The organism is Ignavibacteriales bacterium, assembly GCA_026390795.1.
Classification (GTDB): Bacteria; Bacteroidota; Ignavibacteria; order Ignavibacteriales; family Melioribacteraceae; genus Fen-1258.
Genome location: JAPLFG010000003.1, coordinates 242,042 through 257,132, shown reverse-complemented (window position 1 = coordinate 257,132; position 15,091 = coordinate 242,042). Strand labels below are relative to the sequence as shown.

Genomic DNA, 15,091 nt, shown 5'->3' with positions numbered 1-15,091 from the left:
TCAAGTCTGAATTTTAATATAAAATATTAGTTGTGGAGGACTGTAGTGCCGACGATAAACCAGTTGGTTAGAAAAGGTAGAGTAGTTGTTTCGTCAAAGAATAAGGCTCCGGCGTTAGATGCTTGCCCTCAAAAAAGAGGTGTTTGCACTAGAGTATATACAACAACTCCCAAAAAACCGAATTCTGCTTTAAGAAAAGTTGCAAGAGTTCGTTTAACAAATGGAATTGAAGTTACTGCTTACATTCCTGGTGAAGGTCATAATTTGCAAGAACACTCTATTGTTCTTATTAGAGGTGGTAGAGTAAAAGATTTACCTGGAGTTCGTTATCATATAATTCGTGGCACACTTGATACAAGTGGCGTTGAAGACAGAAAGAAAAGTCGTTCCAAATACGGAACTAAAAAACCAAAAGCAAAATAAGCGACTATGAGAAAGAAAAAAGCAGAAAAAAGGTATTTGAAACCAGATCCAAAGTTTAATGATATCCTCGTTTCGAAATTCATTAATTACTTGATGTGGGCTGGGAAAAAATCTACAGCTAGAAGTATTGTCTATGACAGCTTCGATCTGATTGAACAAAAAACAAAAAAACCTGCTATTGAAGTTTTTAAGAAAGCAGTTCAAAATGTTCAGCCATTGGTCGAGGTAAGAAGCAGAAGAGTGGGTGGTGCAACTTATCAGGTGCCCATGGAAGTTAGACCAGAAAGAAGAACTGCATTGGCTTTCCGCTGGATTAAGACTTATGCACGTGATAGAAAAGATAAATCTATGGCTCTTAAAGTTGCAGCAGAATTAATGGCTGCGGCAAATGGAGAAGGATCTGCAGTTAAGAAAAAAGATGATACTCATCGTATGGCGGAAGCAAATAAAGCATTTGCTCATTTTAAGTGGTAAGGTAGAAAAGGAATTATAATTTAGATGTCCAAGCGTGTTGAAATAAATAAAGTAAGAAACATTGGTATTATGGCTCATATAGATGCTGGTAAAACAACAACTACAGAGCGCATTCTATATTATACTGGAAAATTGCATAGAATGGGTGAAGTACATGATGGTGCCGCAACTATGGATTGGATGGAGCAGGAAAAAGAACGCGGTATTACAATTACAAGTGCCGCTACCACAACTTTCTGGAGAGAACATCAAATAAATATTATTGATACTCCCGGGCATGTTGATTTCACAGTTGAAGTAGAAAGATCGTTACGAGTTTTAGATGGCGCAATAGCTCTTTTTTGTGCTGTTGGCGGTGTTGAACCCCAATCGGAAACAGTTTGGAGACAAGCTGATAAATATAATGTACCGAGAATTTCGTTTGTAAATAAAATGGATAGAATTGGCGCCGATTTCTTTAATGCTGTGAAGATGATGAAAGAAAAACTTGGTGCACCGGCTGTTCCAATTAATCTTCCTGTTGGAGAAGGTGATCTATTTAGAGGCATAATAGACTTAATGAAAATGCGTGCTATTATGTTTGTTGAAGAATCTTTAGGAGTTGATTTTGAAGAGGTTGATATTCCTCTTGATCTTCTGCCTTTAGCTCAAAAGTATAGAACATGGATGCTTGAAGCAGTATCCGATGTTGACGATACATTATTAGAGAACTACCTTGAAGGAAAAGAAATTTCAGAAGATGAAATCAAAAATGTTTTAAGAGTAGCTACAATACAAGGTAAAATTATTCCGGTATTATGCGGGTCGTCATTCAAAAATAAAGGCGTACAGCAATTATTAGATTCTGTTGTTGATTTTTTGCCATCTCCTCTTGATTCTGGCAGTTTATCAGCGCATCATATTTTTAAGAATGATCACGTTGAAAGAAAAATTGATCCTAATGAAAAATTTGCTGCACTCGCTTTTAAAATTATGACCGATCCATATGTTGGTAAACTAACATTTATTAGAGTATATACTGGAACACTTAAGGCAGGATCGTATGTGCTTAACTCTGTCTCCGATAAAAAAGAGAGAGTTGGAAGAGTACTTCAGATGCATGCTAATACACGAGAAGATTTAGAAACTATAAGATGCGGTGATATTGCGGCAATTGTTGGTTTAAAACATACAAGAACCGGTGATACACTTTGTTCCGAAGAAGATGCAATTGTTCTTGAAAAGATGATCTTTCCAGAACCTGTTATTCAAATTGCTATTGAACCGAAGACGAAAGCTGATCAAGATAAACTTTCCGAGTCGCTTGCAAAACTTTCTGACGAGGATCCGACATTTAAAGTTAAAGTCGATGACGAAACCGGTCAGACTCTAATCAGCGGAATGGGAGAACTTCATCTTGAAATTCTTGTTGATAGAATGAAACGTGAATTTAAGGTTGAAGCTAATGTTGGCAAACCTCAGGTAGCTTATAGAGAAACTATTACTAAAACCGTACAAGCTGAAGGTAAGTTTGTTAAACAATCCGGCGGGCGTGGTAAATACGGACATGTATGGATTGAACTTTCACCAAATGAAACTGGAAAAGGTTTTGAGTTTGAAAATGCAATTGTTGGTGGAGTAGTTCCAAAAGAATATATTAATCCCGTTATGCATGGCTTGCAGGATTCATTAAGAAATGGTGTTTTAGCTGGTTTCCCAGTAGTTGATGTAAAAGCAAAACTATATGATGGTTCTTATCACGATGTTGATTCTGATGAAATTTCATTTAAGGTAGCTGCTTCAATGGCTTTTAAACAAGGCGCTTTGAAAGCAGGTCCGATTTTACTTGAACCGATGATGAGTGTTGAAGTCATTTCGCCTGAAGAATATCTTGGTGATGTTATGGGTGATCTTAATTCGAGAAGAGGAAAAATAGAAGGATTTACATCAAGAAAAGATGCTCAAGTAATTAAAGCAATGGTTCCGCTTGCGCAAATGTTTGGTTATGCAACAATACTTAGATCTATGACTCAAGGGCGTGCGATTTATTCGATGCAGTTTTCACATTATTCAGAAGTGCCGAAATCTGTTGCTGAAGAGATTCAAGAAAAATCTCAGGCAAAGAAGCATGCTGAATCACATTAGACAATAATTTAAAATAAATAATTAAAGAAATAAAAATCATTAAGGAGAGTATTTAAGATGGCAAAAGAAAAATTTGACCGGAGTAAACCTCACGTTAATATTGGTACTATCGGACATGTCGACCATGGTAAAACTACTCTTACTGCTGCCATCACCATGGCCCTTGCAAAAAAAGGATTATCACAAGTTAGAACATTCGACAGTATTGATAATGCCCCTGAAGAAAGAGAAAGAGGTATTACTATTGCAACAGCGCACGTAGAATATTCAACTGCAAATAGACATTATGCTCATGTTGATTGTCCTGGTCACGCGGATTATGTTAAGAACATGATCACCGGTGCTGCTCAGATGGATGGTGCAATATTAGTAGTCGCTGCTACAGATGGTCCTATGCCTCAGACACGAGAACATATTTTGCTTGCTCGTCAAGTTGGTGTTCCGAAAATGGTAGTTTTTATGAATAAAGTTGATGCAGTAGATGATCAAGAACTTATTGATCTTGTTGAAATGGAATTGAGAGAGCTATTAACAAAATATGAATTTCCTGGCGATGAAATTCCGATTATCAAAGGTTCTGCTTTACATGCTTTGGAAGCTGGTGCATCTGGTGCTGATCCTTCTGATCCAAGATACAATTGTATTTGGGAACTCATGGATGCAGTTGATACTTACATTCCGGTTCCGGAAAGAAGTATTGATAAACCTTTCTTGATGCCTGTGGAAGATGTGTTCTCTATTACCGGACGCGGAACTGTTGCTACTGGTAGAGTTGAAAGAGGTCAAGTTAAAATTCAAGAAGAAGTTGAATTAATTGGATTAGGCGCTCATAAAAAAACAGTTGTTACGGGAATTGAAATGTTCCGTAAAGAACTTGATTCTGCAATGGCTGGTGATAACGCCGGTATCTTATTAAGAGGCGTTGATAAATTAGAGATCGAAAGAGGAATGGTACTTGCAAAAACTGGTTCTATTACTCCTCACAAAAAATATGAAGGTAAAGTTTACATCCTTTCGAAAGATGAAGGCGGACGTCACACACCATTCTTTAATGGTTACAGACCTCAGTTCTATTTCAGAACAACTGACGTAACCGGAATTGCAACTTTACCGGAAGGAACCGAAATGGTTATGCCTGGTGATAGCGTAACTCTAAAAATCGATTTGATTTCTGAGATCGCAATGGAAGAAGGTTTGAAGTTCGCTATTCGTGAAGGCGGAAGAACAGTTGGTGCTGGTTTCGTAACAAAGATTATTGAGTAAAAATAAATTATTTGAGCCCCGCTAACGCGGGGCACTATGTTGAACAAGGAGATTATAAAAAGTGCCCGGTCAGAAAATTAGAATCAAGCTTAAGTCATATGATCATATATTGATTGACAAATCAACCGAAAAGATTATCAAAACGGTTAAGAGCACTGGCGCGGTTGTATCTGGACCGATTCCATTGCCAACACGCAGAACAGTGTTCACAGTTTTAAGATCTCCGCACGTTGATAAAAAATCAAGAGAACAATTTGAAATTAGGGCACATAAAAGAATTATAGATATACATAATTCAAATAATAAAACAGTTGACGCACTCAGCAAATTAGATATTCCCGCTGGCGTTGACATTGAGATTAAGTTATAGGAATCATGAAATGCCTGGCTTGTTAGCAAAAAAATTAGGAATGACAAATATATTTTCGGAAGACGGCAAAATTGTACCGGTTACAGTTTTAGAAGTCGGTCCGTGTAATGTATACGCAATCAAATCGAAAGAGAGAGATGGCTACGAAGCTGTTCAACTTGGATTTGGCGAAAAGAAAGAGAAGAGAACAAGTAAACCTCAACTCGATTATTATAAAAAACACGGATTGAAAATTCCACAGACTGTAAAAGAATTCAGAAATTTTGATGCATCGCAATATAAAATTGGTGATGAATTAAAAACTGATGTTTTTGAGGTCGGAGATAAAGTAAAAGTTTCCGGAAAGAGTAAAGGAAAAGGTTTTCAAGGTGTAATGAGAAGACACAATTTTGGCGGTGTCGGCGGAACAACACATGGTCAAAGTGATAGATTGAGAGCTCCCGGTTCAATCGGTTCAAGTTCTTATCCATCAAGAGTTTTCAAAGGTCAGCGTATGGCCGGAAGAATGGGCTTTGACAACGTTACCGCTCCAAATTTGAAAGTTGTAAAAATTATTGCTGAAAAAAATATAATTATGGTTAAAGGAGCTGTTCCAGGCTCTATTAATTCAATTGTTGCTATCAACAAAAAATAAGTTTGATAAAAATGAAATTAGAAGTTTATAAACAAGACGGCACAAAATCTGGCGAGACAGTTGAACTCTCAAAAGAAATTTTCGAAATCGAACCGAATGATCACGTTCTTTATTTGGCTGTAAAAGCTTTCTTGGCAAATCAACGCCAAGGCACTCACAAGTCAAAAGAAAGAAGTGAAGTAAGCGGTGGCGGTAAAAAACCTTGGAAGCAAAAAGGTCGTGGCGGAGCTCGTGCCGGTACCTCTCGTTCTCCTATATGGGTTGGCGGCGGAAGGATATTCGGACCTAAACCGCATACATATAAACAAAAATTGAATAAGAAAGTTTTGAGTCTTGCAAGAAAGTCTGCGCTCTCTTACAAAGCTAAAGCAAATCAAATAATGGTTGTTGAAGATTTCAACTTCGACGGACCAAAGACTAAAGAATTTGCAACCTTGTTAACCGCATTGAAAGTAACTGGTAAAAGAACATTGCTTCTTACAAACGGAACACAGGAGAATGTTTATAAATCCGGACGAAATATTACAAAAGTAAATGTATTGGAAGCCAACAAAGCATCCGCGTACGATTTGTTGAACAATCAAGTTTTATTAGTACAGAAAAGCGCAGTTACAATTTTAGAAAACACAATAAATTAAATCGGTTTGAAAATGAAAAGTGTTCTAGTACGACCTTTAATAACAGAAAAAATGAGCGGCATTAGCGAAAAGAATGCAAGCAAGTACGGTTTTATAGTTGCTATCGACGCAAATAAAATAGAAATAGCTAAAGCTCTCAAAGAAAAATTTAATGTAGATGTCTCTTCCGTAAATACGATTAGATACAAAGGAAAAGCTAAAACTCAGTTGACTAAGAAGGGCAGATTTACAGGAAGAACACCTAAGTTCAAAAAAGCAATTGTTACCTTAAAAGAAGGTCAAACTTTAGATATTTTCGGTCAAGCATAGTATTACCGAAACTCGGAGCTGAATTAAATGGCAATTAGAAAATTAAAACCAAATACACCCGGAACAAGATTTATGAGTATCTCATCATTTGATGAGATAACCAAAACTGCGCCCGAAAAAGCGTTGACTGCTGCAATTAAAAAATCCGGTGGTAGAAATAATCAAGGTAGAATTACTTCTCGTCATCGCGGCGGCGGACATAAAAGACGTTATAGAATTGTAGATTTTAAACGTGATAAAAATGGAATTCCGGCAAAAGTATTTTCTATTGAATACGATCCGAACAGAACATCAAGAATTGCTCTTCTTAATTATGCAGATGGAGAGAAAAGATACATCATTGCGCCGGATGGTTTGAAAGTTGGTGCTTCGGTTGTATCAGGTACGGGTTCAGAAATTAAAGTCGGCAATGCAATGCCGTTAAAAGAAATTCCGCCTGGAAGTTTTATTCACAACGTGGAATTAAGACCCGGTAAAGGCGGTCAGCTTGGAAGATCAGCCGGTTCATCACTTCAATTGATGGCACGCGAAGGAAAGATGGCTCAGTTAAAAATGCCTTCCGGTGAAGTAAGAATGGTTTCTGTTGAATGTATGGCTACATATGGTGTCGTTGGAAATATTGATCATGAAAATATTAGTCTTGGTAAAGCTGGAAGAAGCAGATGGTTAGGTATTCGTCCTGCAAGTCGTGGTGTTGCAAAGAATCCAGTTGATCACCCGATGGGTGGTGGAGAAGGTAAAACTTCAGGTGGAGGTCATCCGGTCTCTCCTTGGGGTCAAAAAGCAAAAGGTTTAAAAACACGAAAGAGAAAAAATCTTTCTAATAAATACATTGTCAAGCGTAGAAAATAAGACAGAGTAAATATGCCAAGATCAGTCAAAAAAGGTCCATTCATAGACCTGAAGTTAATGTCAAAAGTTCAAAAATTGAACGACACAAACCAGAAGAAAATAATTAAAACTTGGTCCCGTACAAGTACAATTACTCCTGACTTTGTCGGTCACACAATTGCTGTTCATAACGGCAACAAAATGATACCCGTTTATGTATCTGAAAATATGGTTGGTCATAAACTCGGAGAGTTTGCACCAACAAGAATTTTCAGAGGTCATCCGGGAACTAAAGCTGAAAAAGCATCTAAAGTAAAGTGATTCTAGGGAAATAATGATGGAAGCAAAATCAACTCACAAATACATTGGAACTTCACCGCGAAAGATGAGATTAGTTATTGATCTTATCAGAGGTAAATCGGTAGAACAAGCTATCGAGATACTTCACTTTTCGCCAAAGCATTCTTCTGCTGATGCAGTTAAGGTTTTGCGTTCCGCTGTATCGAATTTAATGAACAAGGACGAAAACACAAAGCATGAAGTCTCCGACTTCTTTGTGAAAGAAGCATTTGTGAATCAAGGTCCGACCTTGAAAAGAATTTCGGCTGCACCGATGGGCCGTGCGTACAAAATAAGAAAAAGATCTAATCACGTAACTATTGTAGTAGCTACAAAAAAGTAATCTCAGGAGGAAGTTTTGGGTCAGAAGGTTAATCCAATCGGTTTTAGAGTTGGCGTCATCAAAGGCTGGGAATCGAACTGGTATGAAAACAAAAGCTATGCGGTTAAGCTTGTTGAAGATAAGAAACTTAGAACCTATGTAAGAAAAAGATTACAGAACGCTGGAATTTCTTCCATCGTAATTGATAGAACTTCTAAAAATATTGTTCTAACTATACATACTTCTAGACCTGGCGTAGTTATTGGAAAAAGCGGTAAAGAAATTGCTCAGCTTGAAGAAGAATTAAAAAAATTGACTGATAAAGAAGTTAAGATTCAGATCACGGAAATTAAAAGACCGGAACTAGATGCAAATTTAGTAGCGGAAAATATTGCAAGACAACTCGAAGGAAGAGTATCGTTTAGAAGAGCTATGAAACAATCAATTACTACAGCAATGAGAATGGGTGCTGAAGGAATTAGAATTATGTGTGCCGGAAGATTAGGCGGCGCTGAAATGGCTCGTACAGAACAATACAAAGAAGGTAGAATTCCTTTGCATACGATACGTGCCGATATAGATTACGGTACAGCAACTGCGCAGACAATCTACGGTTCACTAGGAGTTAAAGTCTGGATTTGCCGCGGAGAAATTTTAGGTAAACGTTCAACCGAATAATAAGTTTGAGGAATTTTTTTCATGTTAATGCCCAAAAGAGTAAAGTTTCGTAAAGCACATAGAGGTAGAAGAGCCGGTAAAGCTACACGCGGTCATCTTGTGAACTTTGGTGATTACGGTTTAAAAGCATTGGAACCAGCATGGATCACAAGCAGACAAATTGAAGCTTGCCGTGTTGCTTTATCACGTCATATGAAAAGAGACGGAAAAATGTGGATCAGAATTTTTCCAGATAAACCGGTTACCAAAAAACCTCTTGAAACAAGAATGGGTAAAGGTAAAGGCGCTCCAGAATTTTGGGTTGCCGTTGTTAAACCCGGTAGAATCATGTTCGAGATTGGCGGTATTGATAAAAAAACTGCTCACGAGGCAATGGCTATTGCTTCTCACAAACTGCCAATTAAAACTAAAATTTGTCAACGTCCGGACTTAGAAGCATAAAAGGATTTATAGAAAATGAAGATTTTTGAAATTAGAGAAATGGCCACAGAAGAGATCAAGAAAAGAATTTTTGAAGATCAAAAAAGTCTTGTGGATCTAAATTTTCAGCAGGAATTAAAAAACTTAACAAACACTGCTAAACTGCATTCGGTCAAAAAAGATATCGCCAAGTTGAAAACTATTTTGAAAGAGCGAGAAATGCAGGAAGCAAAAACCTCAAAGGCAAAAAAATAAGGAGTATTCGAGTTCCATGGAGAAAAGAAGTCTAAGAAAAACCAGGATCGGTACTGTTGTTAGTAACAAAATGCAGAAAAGTATTACCGTTGCAATCGAGAGACAGGTGGCTCATCCGATTTATAAAAAATATTTTAAGAAAACCACTAAACTAATGGCTCACGACGAAAAACAGGAGTGTAAGATCGGTGATGTTGTAAAGATTATGGAAACACGTCCTTTGAGTAAAAGAAAAAATTGGCGCTTGGTTCAAATTGTTGAAAAAGCCAAGTAATAAAAGTTTGAGGAGCAGGTAAACAATGGTACAAGAAGAAACTAATTTAATTGTAGCGGATAATTCCGGCGCTAAAAAGGTACAATGCATTCGTGTACTTGGCGGCAGCGATCGTCGTTATGCAAGTGTTGGCGATGTAATTGTTGTAGCCGTAAAATCTGCAATTCCTGGCGGCGGAGTTAAAAAAGGTGAAGTTAGCCGTGCGGTAGTTGTTAGAACAAAAAAAGAAGTTAGAAGAAACGACGGCTCTTATATTCGCTTCGACGAAAATGCTGCGGTTCTTTTAAACGCACAAGGCGAACCTAAAGGTACCCGTATTTTTGGTCCCGTTGCAAGAGAACTCAGAGATAAGAAATTCATGAAAATTATCTCGCTAGCTCCAGAAGTATTATAAGGATAGAGAAAATGAAGATTAAAAAAAATGATTCAGTAGTTGTTATAACCGGAAATAGTAAGGGCAAAACTGGAAAAGTATTAAAAGTATTTCCTGTAAAGAACCGTGTTATTGTCGAAGGAATTAATCTTCGTAAAAGACATACTAAACCGAGTCAGAAATCACCTCAAGGTGGAATTACTGAAAAAGAAGCACCAATAAATGTTTCAAACGTTATGATCTTGGATCCTAAGACAAATGTAAAAACAAGAATCGGCGCTAAACTTATTATTGATGAAAAAACAGGCAAGAAGAGAAGCGCTAGAATCAGCAGAGTTAGCGGAGAAATGATTGCTTAATAAATTCGCCGCGGCGAATAAATTTTAAGGATATGTAATTACGATGGCAAAAGAACAAAAAGAACCAAAAGAAAAGAAAGAGCAAAAAGAAGGTAAAGAGAAAAAGGTTAAGGCTGTTGAAGAAAAAAAACCCGCAGTCAAAGTCATTCAACCTAAAATACCGGCTCGATTAAAAGAAAAATATCAGAAAGAGATTGTTCCAAAATTAAGAGAGCAATTTGCTTATAAAAGCATTATGGAAGTTCCAAAGCTTGAAAAAATTGTTATCAATATGGGTGTTGGTCAGGCTGCTTCCGATGCGAAAATTTTAGATGAAGCTATTCGGGATCTTGAAACAATTTCCGGACAGAAACCTTCGGTGAGAATTGCTAAAAAAGCGATCTCTAATTTCAAGTTGCGTGAAGGTATGAAGATTGGCGCAAAGGTTACACTAAGAAAAGAAATGATGTATGAATTTTTAGACAGATTTATTTCTCTTGCTCTGCCTCGTATGCGAGATTTCCGCGGCATCCCCGATAAATCTTTTGACGGACGCGGTAATTATACAATGGGACTTAAAGAACAAATTATTTTTCCGGAAATCAACGTTGATAAAGTAACAAAGATTTTAGGAATGGATATTACATTCGTAACAACGGCTAAGTCAGATAAAGAAGCTCTTGAATTATTGACTGCTTTCGGTATGCCGTTTAGAAAAAAAGAAATTAATTAAAGGGAAGTTATGGCAAGAAAAAGTTTGCTCGCGCGCGAAGATAAAAGAAAAGCTCTTGTAGATAAATTTGCGGCGCGTAGAAAAGAATTGAAAGAGAAGGGTGATTATGAGGGCTTACAGCAACTTCCAAGAAATTCTGCCCCGACCCGTTTACATAACAGATGTAAAATGACCGGAAGACCGAGAGCTTATTACAGAAAATTTGGCGTCTCTCGTTTAGTTCTACGCGAAATGGCTTTACGCGGTTTGATTCCTGGTCTTAAAAAAGCAAGTTGGTAACCGAAGGAGAAATGTAAATGCATACTACCGATCCGATTGCGGATTTTTTAACTCGAATTAGAAATGCTGTTAAAGCAAAAAAGAAATTTGTTGATATTCCTTCTTCAAAGATGAAGATCAGCTTAGCAGAAATTTTAAAAAACAATAAATTTATTAGAGACTATAACGTTGTTGAAGACGATAAACAGAATGTTCTAAGGGTTCATCTTCAATATGTTAACGGAGCTCCTTCAATTACCGGTATTAAAAGAATTTCGACACCGGGCTTGAAAAGATATGTAAGCAAAGAAAAACTTCCGCGCGTGTTGAACGGACTTGGAATTGCAGTTCTCTCTACACCGAAAGGATTGTTATCAGATAAACAAGCAAAACGAGAAGCAGTCGGCGGTGAAGTTATCTGCCACGTTTGGTAAAAAATTTTAAGAGGAAAAGAAATTGTCACGTATAGGTAAAAAACCAATTCCCATTAAAGATGTAACCGTTACCAAAACCGGTAATGCCATAAAAGTAAAAGGCAAACTCGGCGAACTGGAAATGAAAATACATCCGAACATCACAGTTGATGTTACAAAAGAAGAAATTGTTGTTACAAGACCAAACGATTTCAAAGAGAACAGAGCGCTTCACGGATTAACACGCGCTTTGATTAATAATATGGTCCTTGGCGTTACTCAAGGATATATGAAATCTTTGGATATAGTTGGTGTTGGTTATAAAGCAGAATTAAAAGGCGAAGCTGTTTTATTTACAATTGGCTACTCGCACCCAATTTTATTTATGCCTCCGGCAGGTATTAAAATTGAAGTTCCGGCCCCGACGCAAGTAAAAATTTCGGGTTATGATAAAGAATTGGTTGGCTTAATTGCGGCTAAGATCAGATCATTCAGAAAACCTGAACCGTATAAAGGTAAAGGTATTAAATACTCAAACGAAGTTATTGTTCGTAAAGCAGGCAAGACAGCCGGTAAGTAATAGGAGAAATTGAAAAATGTTTTTGAAAGACACTACACATAGAGCTACAAAGAAAGCAAGAATTCGTAGAAAGATTTCCGGCACTGCTGAACGTCCGCGTCTATCAATTTTTAGAAGCAACGAAAATATGTACGCTCAATTAATTGACGATGTAAAAGGAACAACTTTACTTGAAGCTAATTCTCTTGCAAAAGAACTTGCTGAAGAATTAAAAGATTCTAAAGGTAAACTTTCTAAAAGTAAAGCAGTTGGAAAATTGCTAGCAAAGAAAGCAATTGAAAAAGGAATTACGACAGCTGTGTTTGACAGAAGCGGTTACCGCTATCATGGCAGAGTTCAAGCTGTTGCGGAAGGTGCCCGCGAAGGCGGCATGAAGTTGTAAGGATTGCCGGGTCGTCTAATGGCAGGACAACGCCCTTTGGAGGCGTCTGTAGAGGTTCGACTCCTCTCCCGGCAGCCAAGAAATTAGACGATCAATAAAAAAGATTAAATAAGTTAGTTAACAAGGGAGTTAAAATTGAATTTCAAGTACAAAAAAGTATCGGGTCTTGAGAATCTTAAAGAAAAGATTGTTCACATCAATAGAGTTGCAAAAGTTGTTAAAGGCGGTCGTAGATTTAGCTTTAATGCAATTGTTGTTGTGGGAGATTCAAATGGTCACGTTGGTGTTGGTCTTGGTAAAGCAAACGAAGTTACCGATGCAATTTCGAAAGGCATAGACGACGCTAAGAAAAATGTTTATAGAGTTTCAATCATCAAGGGAACTATTCCTCATGCAATCACCGGAAAGTTTGGCGCCGGATCGGTTTTATTAAAACCGGCAACACCCGGTACTGGTTTGATTGCTGGCGGCGGAGTTCGTGCTGTACTTGAAGCTGCTGGAGTTCAAGATATTCTTACTAAATCACTCGGTTCAAGCAATCCGCATAACCAAGTTAAAGCAACTTTGAATGCTTTGTTAAATCTTGTTGATGCAAGAGCTATGGCGCGTAAACGCGGATTAAAAGTAACTGAGTTATTCAATCTGTAATTTTGAGGTTATGATGTTAAAGAAAATAAAAATTATTCAAACAGGAAGTGTTATTGATCGTCCCGTTCCGCAGAAGAGAACAATCGAAGCGTTGGGTCTTGCAAGACCGATGCATTTTGTTATTAAGAACGATACACCTCAGATTAGAGGAATGATCAAAAAAGTACAACATCTTGTAAAAGTTGAAGAAATTGAAGCGTTAGGTGATAAATGAATATTCTAAGTAATCTGAAACCTGCAAAAGGTTCGAACAAAAAAGTAAAAAGAATTGGACGCGGTGAAGGTTCCGGTCATGGTGGAACTGCAACACGCGGAGAGAACGGTCAGCGTTCACGCGCCGGTGCTAAATTCCCTACGTGGTTTGAGGGCGGTCAAATGCCGCTTCAAAGAAGAATTCCAAAGAGAGGATTTCACAGCCCGTTTAAGATTGTTAATCAAGTAATTAATCTTACTACTCTACAGAGATTAGTTGATGAGAAGAAAATTCAGGATGGAGAAATAAACGCAGTTTCTTTATACAAGAGCGGCGCAATTTCTAAAGCTGCAGCTCCTTATAAAATTCTTGCTCAAGGTGAATTAAAAGCAAAATTGAATGTTGAAGCACACACATTTAGCGTTGCTGCAAAAGAAAAAATTGAATCCGTTGGCGGAACTATTAAAGAGATTAAATTCTAATGGCTAAATTTCAAGAAACATTCCGGAATATTTTCAAGATTCATGAATTACGTCAGAGAATACTTTACACTTTAGCTCTGCTCGTAATTGTAAGAATTGGAACTCATATTACCTTACCGGGTATTGATACTTCATTACTGCATGAGGCAACTAAAAATCAATCCACCGATAATTTATTCGGTCTATATGATTTATTTGTAGGCGGTGCATTTTCTAATGCGGCAATACTTGCTCTCGGAATTATGCCTTACATATCGGCTTCTATTATTTTACAGATTGCCGGTGCGGTAATTCCGTATTTCCAGAAACTTCAGCGGGAAGGTGAAGAGGGAAGAAAAAAATTAACCCAGCTTACACGCTATGGAACAGTTGTAATTTCAGCTTTTCAGGCTTGGGGAGTTACTATTCATCTTCTGAGTATTCATTCCAATAATGCACCCATCGTTCCAGAAGCTGTTAGAGGTATTCTCTGGACCCTTTCTGCAGTTGTAATTCTTGTTGCCGGAACAATGTTCATTATGTGGCTTGGTGAACAAATAACGGATAAAGGAATTGGAAACGGTATTTCACTCATAATTTTTATCGGCATCATTAATCGTTTCCCATTTGCATTACTTGATGAATACAGATTAATTGCAAGCGGTCAGCGCAATATCGTTATTGAAGTTGTAATTCTTGCATTCATGGTTTTAATAATTGCCGGGGTGGTTCTTGTTACGCAAGGAACTAGGAGAATTCCTGTTCAATATGCCAAGAGAGTTGTCGGCAGAAAAGTTTACGGTGGAGTTACTCAATATATTCCGTTAAAGGTTAATACGGCGGGTGTTATGCCTATTATCTTTGCACAGTCAATTATGTTTATACCGGCAACATTGTTCTCATTTTTTCCGAATAATGAATTTATTGCATCTGTTGCAACATATTTTACACCTAGAAGTTTAACGTACTCTTTCTTTTATGCTTTGATGATTATCTTCTTCACTTATTTTTATACAGCAATTGCGTTCAATCCGCAGGATGTTGCGGAAAATATGAAGAAGCAGGGCGGTTTTATTCCGGGTATAAGACCGGGTAAACAAACTGCAGATTTTGTTGATAATATTTTAACCAAGATTACATTACCAGGCTCAGTATTTTTAGCTATCATTGCAATTTTGCCAACGTTCATTATGAGATTCGGAGTTTCGCAAAGCTTCGGTTCATTCTTTGGAGGAACAAGCTTATTAATTATTGTAGGCGTTGCATTAGATACTTTGCAGCAAGTTGAATCTCATTTATTGATGAGGCATTACGACGGATTCATGAAATCCGGAAAACTAAAAGGCAGAAGATTCTAG

At 37.5% G+C, this 15,091-nt stretch carries 26 protein-coding genes and 1 tRNA gene; all 27 read left to right on the top strand.

Features of this window, described 5'->3' with window-relative positions:
- Nucleotides 1-45 precede the first annotated feature (45 nt).
- Nucleotides 46-423: a 30S ribosomal protein S12 gene (gene rpsL / locus NTX65_04730; protein MCX6168620.1), complete on the top strand. Its 378-nt coding sequence runs from the start codon at nucleotides 46-48 to the stop codon at nucleotides 421-423.
- 6 nt (nucleotides 424-429) lie between these two features.
- Nucleotides 430-897 carry a 30S ribosomal protein S7 gene (gene rpsG / locus NTX65_04725; GenBank protein ID MCX6168619.1) on the top strand — a complete coding sequence of 156 codons (468 nt, stop codon included), beginning with the start codon at nucleotides 430-432 and terminating at the stop codon, nucleotides 895-897.
- Between the two features lie 24 nt (nucleotides 898-921).
- Nucleotides 922-3,021, top strand: coding sequence for an elongation factor G (gene fusA, locus NTX65_04720; protein ID MCX6168618.1), 2,100 nt, complete (start codon nucleotides 922-924; stop codon nucleotides 3,019-3,021).
- A 57-nt stretch (nucleotides 3,022-3,078) separates the two neighbouring features.
- Nucleotides 3,079-4,284: an elongation factor Tu gene (gene tuf, locus NTX65_04715; protein MCX6168617.1), complete on the top strand. Its 1,206-nt coding sequence runs from the start codon at nucleotides 3,079-3,081 to the stop codon at nucleotides 4,282-4,284.
- 61 nt (nucleotides 4,285-4,345) lie between these two features.
- Nucleotides 4,346-4,654, top strand: coding sequence for a 30S ribosomal protein S10 (gene rpsJ, locus NTX65_04710; protein MCX6168616.1), 309 nt, complete (start codon nucleotides 4,346-4,348; stop codon nucleotides 4,652-4,654).
- A gap of 10 nt (nucleotides 4,655-4,664) precedes the next feature.
- Nucleotides 4,665-5,288, top strand: coding sequence for a 50S ribosomal protein L3 (rplC, locus tag NTX65_04705; GenBank protein MCX6168615.1), 624 nt, complete (start codon nucleotides 4,665-4,667; stop codon nucleotides 5,286-5,288).
- 11 nt (nucleotides 5,289-5,299) lie between these two features.
- Nucleotides 5,300-5,926, top strand: coding sequence for a 50S ribosomal protein L4 (rplD, locus tag NTX65_04700; GenBank protein ID MCX6168614.1), 627 nt, complete (start codon nucleotides 5,300-5,302; stop codon nucleotides 5,924-5,926).
- A 12-nt stretch (nucleotides 5,927-5,938) separates the two neighbouring features.
- Complete coding sequence (gene rplW, locus NTX65_04695; protein MCX6168613.1) at nucleotides 5,939-6,235, top strand: 50S ribosomal protein L23; 297 nt, start codon at nucleotides 5,939-5,941, stop codon at nucleotides 6,233-6,235.
- Nucleotides 6,236-6,262: 27 nt separating this feature from the next.
- Entirely contained in the window at nucleotides 6,263-7,087 is an 825-nt protein-coding gene (rplB, locus tag NTX65_04690; GenBank protein ID MCX6168612.1) for a 50S ribosomal protein L2, read from the top strand.
- 12 nt (nucleotides 7,088-7,099) lie between these two features.
- Nucleotides 7,100-7,387: a 30S ribosomal protein S19 gene (gene rpsS / locus NTX65_04685; GenBank protein ID MCX6168611.1), complete on the top strand. Its 288-nt coding sequence runs from the start codon at nucleotides 7,100-7,102 to the stop codon at nucleotides 7,385-7,387.
- 16 nt (nucleotides 7,388-7,403) lie between these two features.
- Entirely contained in the window at nucleotides 7,404-7,748 is a 345-nt protein-coding gene (gene rplV, locus NTX65_04680) for a 50S ribosomal protein L22 (protein ID MCX6168610.1), read from the top strand.
- A 15-nt stretch (nucleotides 7,749-7,763) separates the two neighbouring features.
- Nucleotides 7,764-8,405, top strand: a complete 642-nt coding sequence (rpsC, locus tag NTX65_04675) for a 30S ribosomal protein S3 (GenBank protein MCX6168609.1) — start codon at nucleotides 7,764-7,766, stop codon at nucleotides 8,403-8,405.
- 21 nt (nucleotides 8,406-8,426) lie between these two features.
- Entirely contained in the window at nucleotides 8,427-8,846 is a 420-nt protein-coding gene (gene rplP, locus NTX65_04670; GenBank protein MCX6168608.1) for a 50S ribosomal protein L16, read from the top strand.
- Nucleotides 8,847-8,861: 15 nt separating this feature from the next.
- On the top strand, nucleotides 8,862-9,080 hold the full coding sequence (rpmC, locus tag NTX65_04665; GenBank protein MCX6168607.1) for a 50S ribosomal protein L29: 219 nt from the start codon (nucleotides 8,862-8,864) through the stop codon (nucleotides 9,078-9,080).
- Between the two features lie 16 nt (nucleotides 9,081-9,096).
- The gene (rpsQ, locus tag NTX65_04660; protein MCX6168606.1) at nucleotides 9,097-9,354 is read left to right on the top strand and encodes a 30S ribosomal protein S17; all 258 of its coding nucleotides are present in this window, start codon (nucleotides 9,097-9,099) and stop codon (nucleotides 9,352-9,354) included.
- A gap of 25 nt (nucleotides 9,355-9,379) precedes the next feature.
- On the top strand, nucleotides 9,380-9,748 hold the full coding sequence (gene rplN, locus NTX65_04655) for a 50S ribosomal protein L14 (protein MCX6168605.1): 369 nt from the start codon (nucleotides 9,380-9,382) through the stop codon (nucleotides 9,746-9,748).
- Between the two features lie 11 nt (nucleotides 9,749-9,759).
- Nucleotides 9,760-10,086, top strand: coding sequence for a 50S ribosomal protein L24 (rplX, locus tag NTX65_04650; protein MCX6168604.1), 327 nt, complete (start codon nucleotides 9,760-9,762; stop codon nucleotides 10,084-10,086).
- 157 nt (nucleotides 10,087-10,243) lie between these two features.
- Complete coding sequence (gene rplE, locus NTX65_04645) at nucleotides 10,244-10,798, top strand: 50S ribosomal protein L5 (protein MCX6168603.1); 555 nt, start codon at nucleotides 10,244-10,246, stop codon at nucleotides 10,796-10,798.
- Between the two features lie 9 nt (nucleotides 10,799-10,807).
- Nucleotides 10,808-11,077: a 30S ribosomal protein S14 gene (gene rpsN, locus NTX65_04640; protein ID MCX6168602.1), complete on the top strand. Its 270-nt coding sequence runs from the start codon at nucleotides 10,808-10,810 to the stop codon at nucleotides 11,075-11,077.
- Between the two features lie 17 nt (nucleotides 11,078-11,094).
- On the top strand, nucleotides 11,095-11,490 hold the full coding sequence (gene rpsH, locus NTX65_04635; GenBank protein MCX6168601.1) for a 30S ribosomal protein S8: 396 nt from the start codon (nucleotides 11,095-11,097) through the stop codon (nucleotides 11,488-11,490).
- Between the two features lie 22 nt (nucleotides 11,491-11,512).
- Nucleotides 11,513-12,049 carry a 50S ribosomal protein L6 gene (rplF, locus tag NTX65_04630; GenBank protein MCX6168600.1) on the top strand — a complete coding sequence of 179 codons (537 nt, stop codon included), beginning with the start codon at nucleotides 11,513-11,515 and terminating at the stop codon, nucleotides 12,047-12,049.
- A gap of 16 nt (nucleotides 12,050-12,065) precedes the next feature.
- Entirely contained in the window at nucleotides 12,066-12,431 is a 366-nt protein-coding gene (rplR, locus tag NTX65_04625; GenBank protein MCX6168599.1) for a 50S ribosomal protein L18, read from the top strand.
- Between the two features lie 4 nt (nucleotides 12,432-12,435).
- Nucleotides 12,436-12,509 (top strand) — tRNA-Gln (locus NTX65_04620).
- Nucleotides 12,510-12,566: 57 nt separating this feature from the next.
- Nucleotides 12,567-13,079 carry a 30S ribosomal protein S5 gene (gene rpsE / locus NTX65_04615; protein ID MCX6168598.1) on the top strand — a complete coding sequence of 171 codons (513 nt, stop codon included), beginning with the start codon at nucleotides 12,567-12,569 and terminating at the stop codon, nucleotides 13,077-13,079.
- A gap of 13 nt (nucleotides 13,080-13,092) precedes the next feature.
- Entirely contained in the window at nucleotides 13,093-13,293 is a 201-nt protein-coding gene (gene rpmD / locus NTX65_04610; GenBank protein ID MCX6168597.1) for a 50S ribosomal protein L30, read from the top strand.
- Nucleotides 13,290-13,754: a 50S ribosomal protein L15 gene (gene rplO / locus NTX65_04605; protein MCX6168596.1), complete on the top strand. Its 465-nt coding sequence runs from the start codon at nucleotides 13,290-13,292 to the stop codon at nucleotides 13,752-13,754. The genes rpmD and rplO overlap by 4 nt, the downstream gene beginning before the upstream one ends.
- Entirely contained in the window at nucleotides 13,754-15,091 is a 1,338-nt protein-coding gene (gene secY / locus NTX65_04600; protein MCX6168595.1) for a preprotein translocase subunit SecY, read from the top strand. The genes rplO and secY overlap by 1 nt, the downstream gene beginning before the upstream one ends.

What these genes read in the sequence shown, in the direction of transcription:
- rplB (MCX6168612.1), top strand. Translation starts at nt 6,263, where the DNA reads ATGGCAATTAGAAAATTAAAACCAAATACACCCGGAACAAGATTTATG.
- tuf (MCX6168617.1), top strand. Translation starts at nt 3,079, where the DNA reads ATGGCAAAAGAAAAATTTGACCGGAGTAAACCTCACGTTAATATTGGT.
- rplW (MCX6168613.1), top strand. Translation starts at nt 5,939, where the DNA reads ATGAAAAGTGTTCTAGTACGACCTTTAATAACAGAAAAAATGAGCGGC.
- rpsG (MCX6168619.1), top strand. Translation starts at nt 430, where the DNA reads ATGAGAAAGAAAAAAGCAGAAAAAAGGTATTTGAAACCAGATCCAAAG.
- secY (MCX6168595.1), top strand. Translation starts at nt 13,754, where the DNA reads ATGGCTAAATTTCAAGAAACATTCCGGAATATTTTCAAGATTCATGAA.
- rplX (MCX6168604.1), top strand. Translation starts at nt 9,760, where the DNA reads ATGAAGATTAAAAAAAATGATTCAGTAGTTGTTATAACCGGAAATAGT.
- rplN (MCX6168605.1), top strand. Translation starts at nt 9,380, where the DNA reads ATGGTACAAGAAGAAACTAATTTAATTGTAGCGGATAATTCCGGCGCT.
- rplR (MCX6168599.1), top strand. Translation starts at nt 12,066, where the DNA reads ATGTTTTTGAAAGACACTACACATAGAGCTACAAAGAAAGCAAGAATT.
- rplD (MCX6168614.1), top strand. Translation starts at nt 5,300, where the DNA reads ATGAAATTAGAAGTTTATAAACAAGACGGCACAAAATCTGGCGAGACA.
- rplO (MCX6168596.1), top strand. Translation starts at nt 13,290, where the DNA reads ATGAATATTCTAAGTAATCTGAAACCTGCAAAAGGTTCGAACAAAAAA.
- rpsN (MCX6168602.1), top strand. Translation starts at nt 10,808, where the DNA reads ATGGCAAGAAAAAGTTTGCTCGCGCGCGAAGATAAAAGAAAAGCTCTT.
- rpmD (MCX6168597.1), top strand. Translation starts at nt 13,093, where the DNA reads ATGTTAAAGAAAATAAAAATTATTCAAACAGGAAGTGTTATTGATCGT.
- rplC (MCX6168615.1), top strand. Translation starts at nt 4,665, where the DNA reads ATGCCTGGCTTGTTAGCAAAAAAATTAGGAATGACAAATATATTTTCG.
- fusA (MCX6168618.1), top strand. Translation starts at nt 922, where the DNA reads ATGTCCAAGCGTGTTGAAATAAATAAAGTAAGAAACATTGGTATTATG.
- rplP (MCX6168608.1), top strand. Translation starts at nt 8,427, where the DNA reads ATGTTAATGCCCAAAAGAGTAAAGTTTCGTAAAGCACATAGAGGTAGA.
- rpmC (MCX6168607.1), top strand. Translation starts at nt 8,862, where the DNA reads ATGAAGATTTTTGAAATTAGAGAAATGGCCACAGAAGAGATCAAGAAA.
- rpsH (MCX6168601.1), top strand. Translation starts at nt 11,095, where the DNA reads ATGCATACTACCGATCCGATTGCGGATTTTTTAACTCGAATTAGAAAT.
- rplV (MCX6168610.1), top strand. Translation starts at nt 7,404, where the DNA reads ATGGAAGCAAAATCAACTCACAAATACATTGGAACTTCACCGCGAAAG.
- rpsQ (MCX6168606.1), top strand. Translation starts at nt 9,097, where the DNA reads ATGGAGAAAAGAAGTCTAAGAAAAACCAGGATCGGTACTGTTGTTAGT.
- rpsS (MCX6168611.1), top strand. Translation starts at nt 7,100, where the DNA reads ATGCCAAGATCAGTCAAAAAAGGTCCATTCATAGACCTGAAGTTAATG.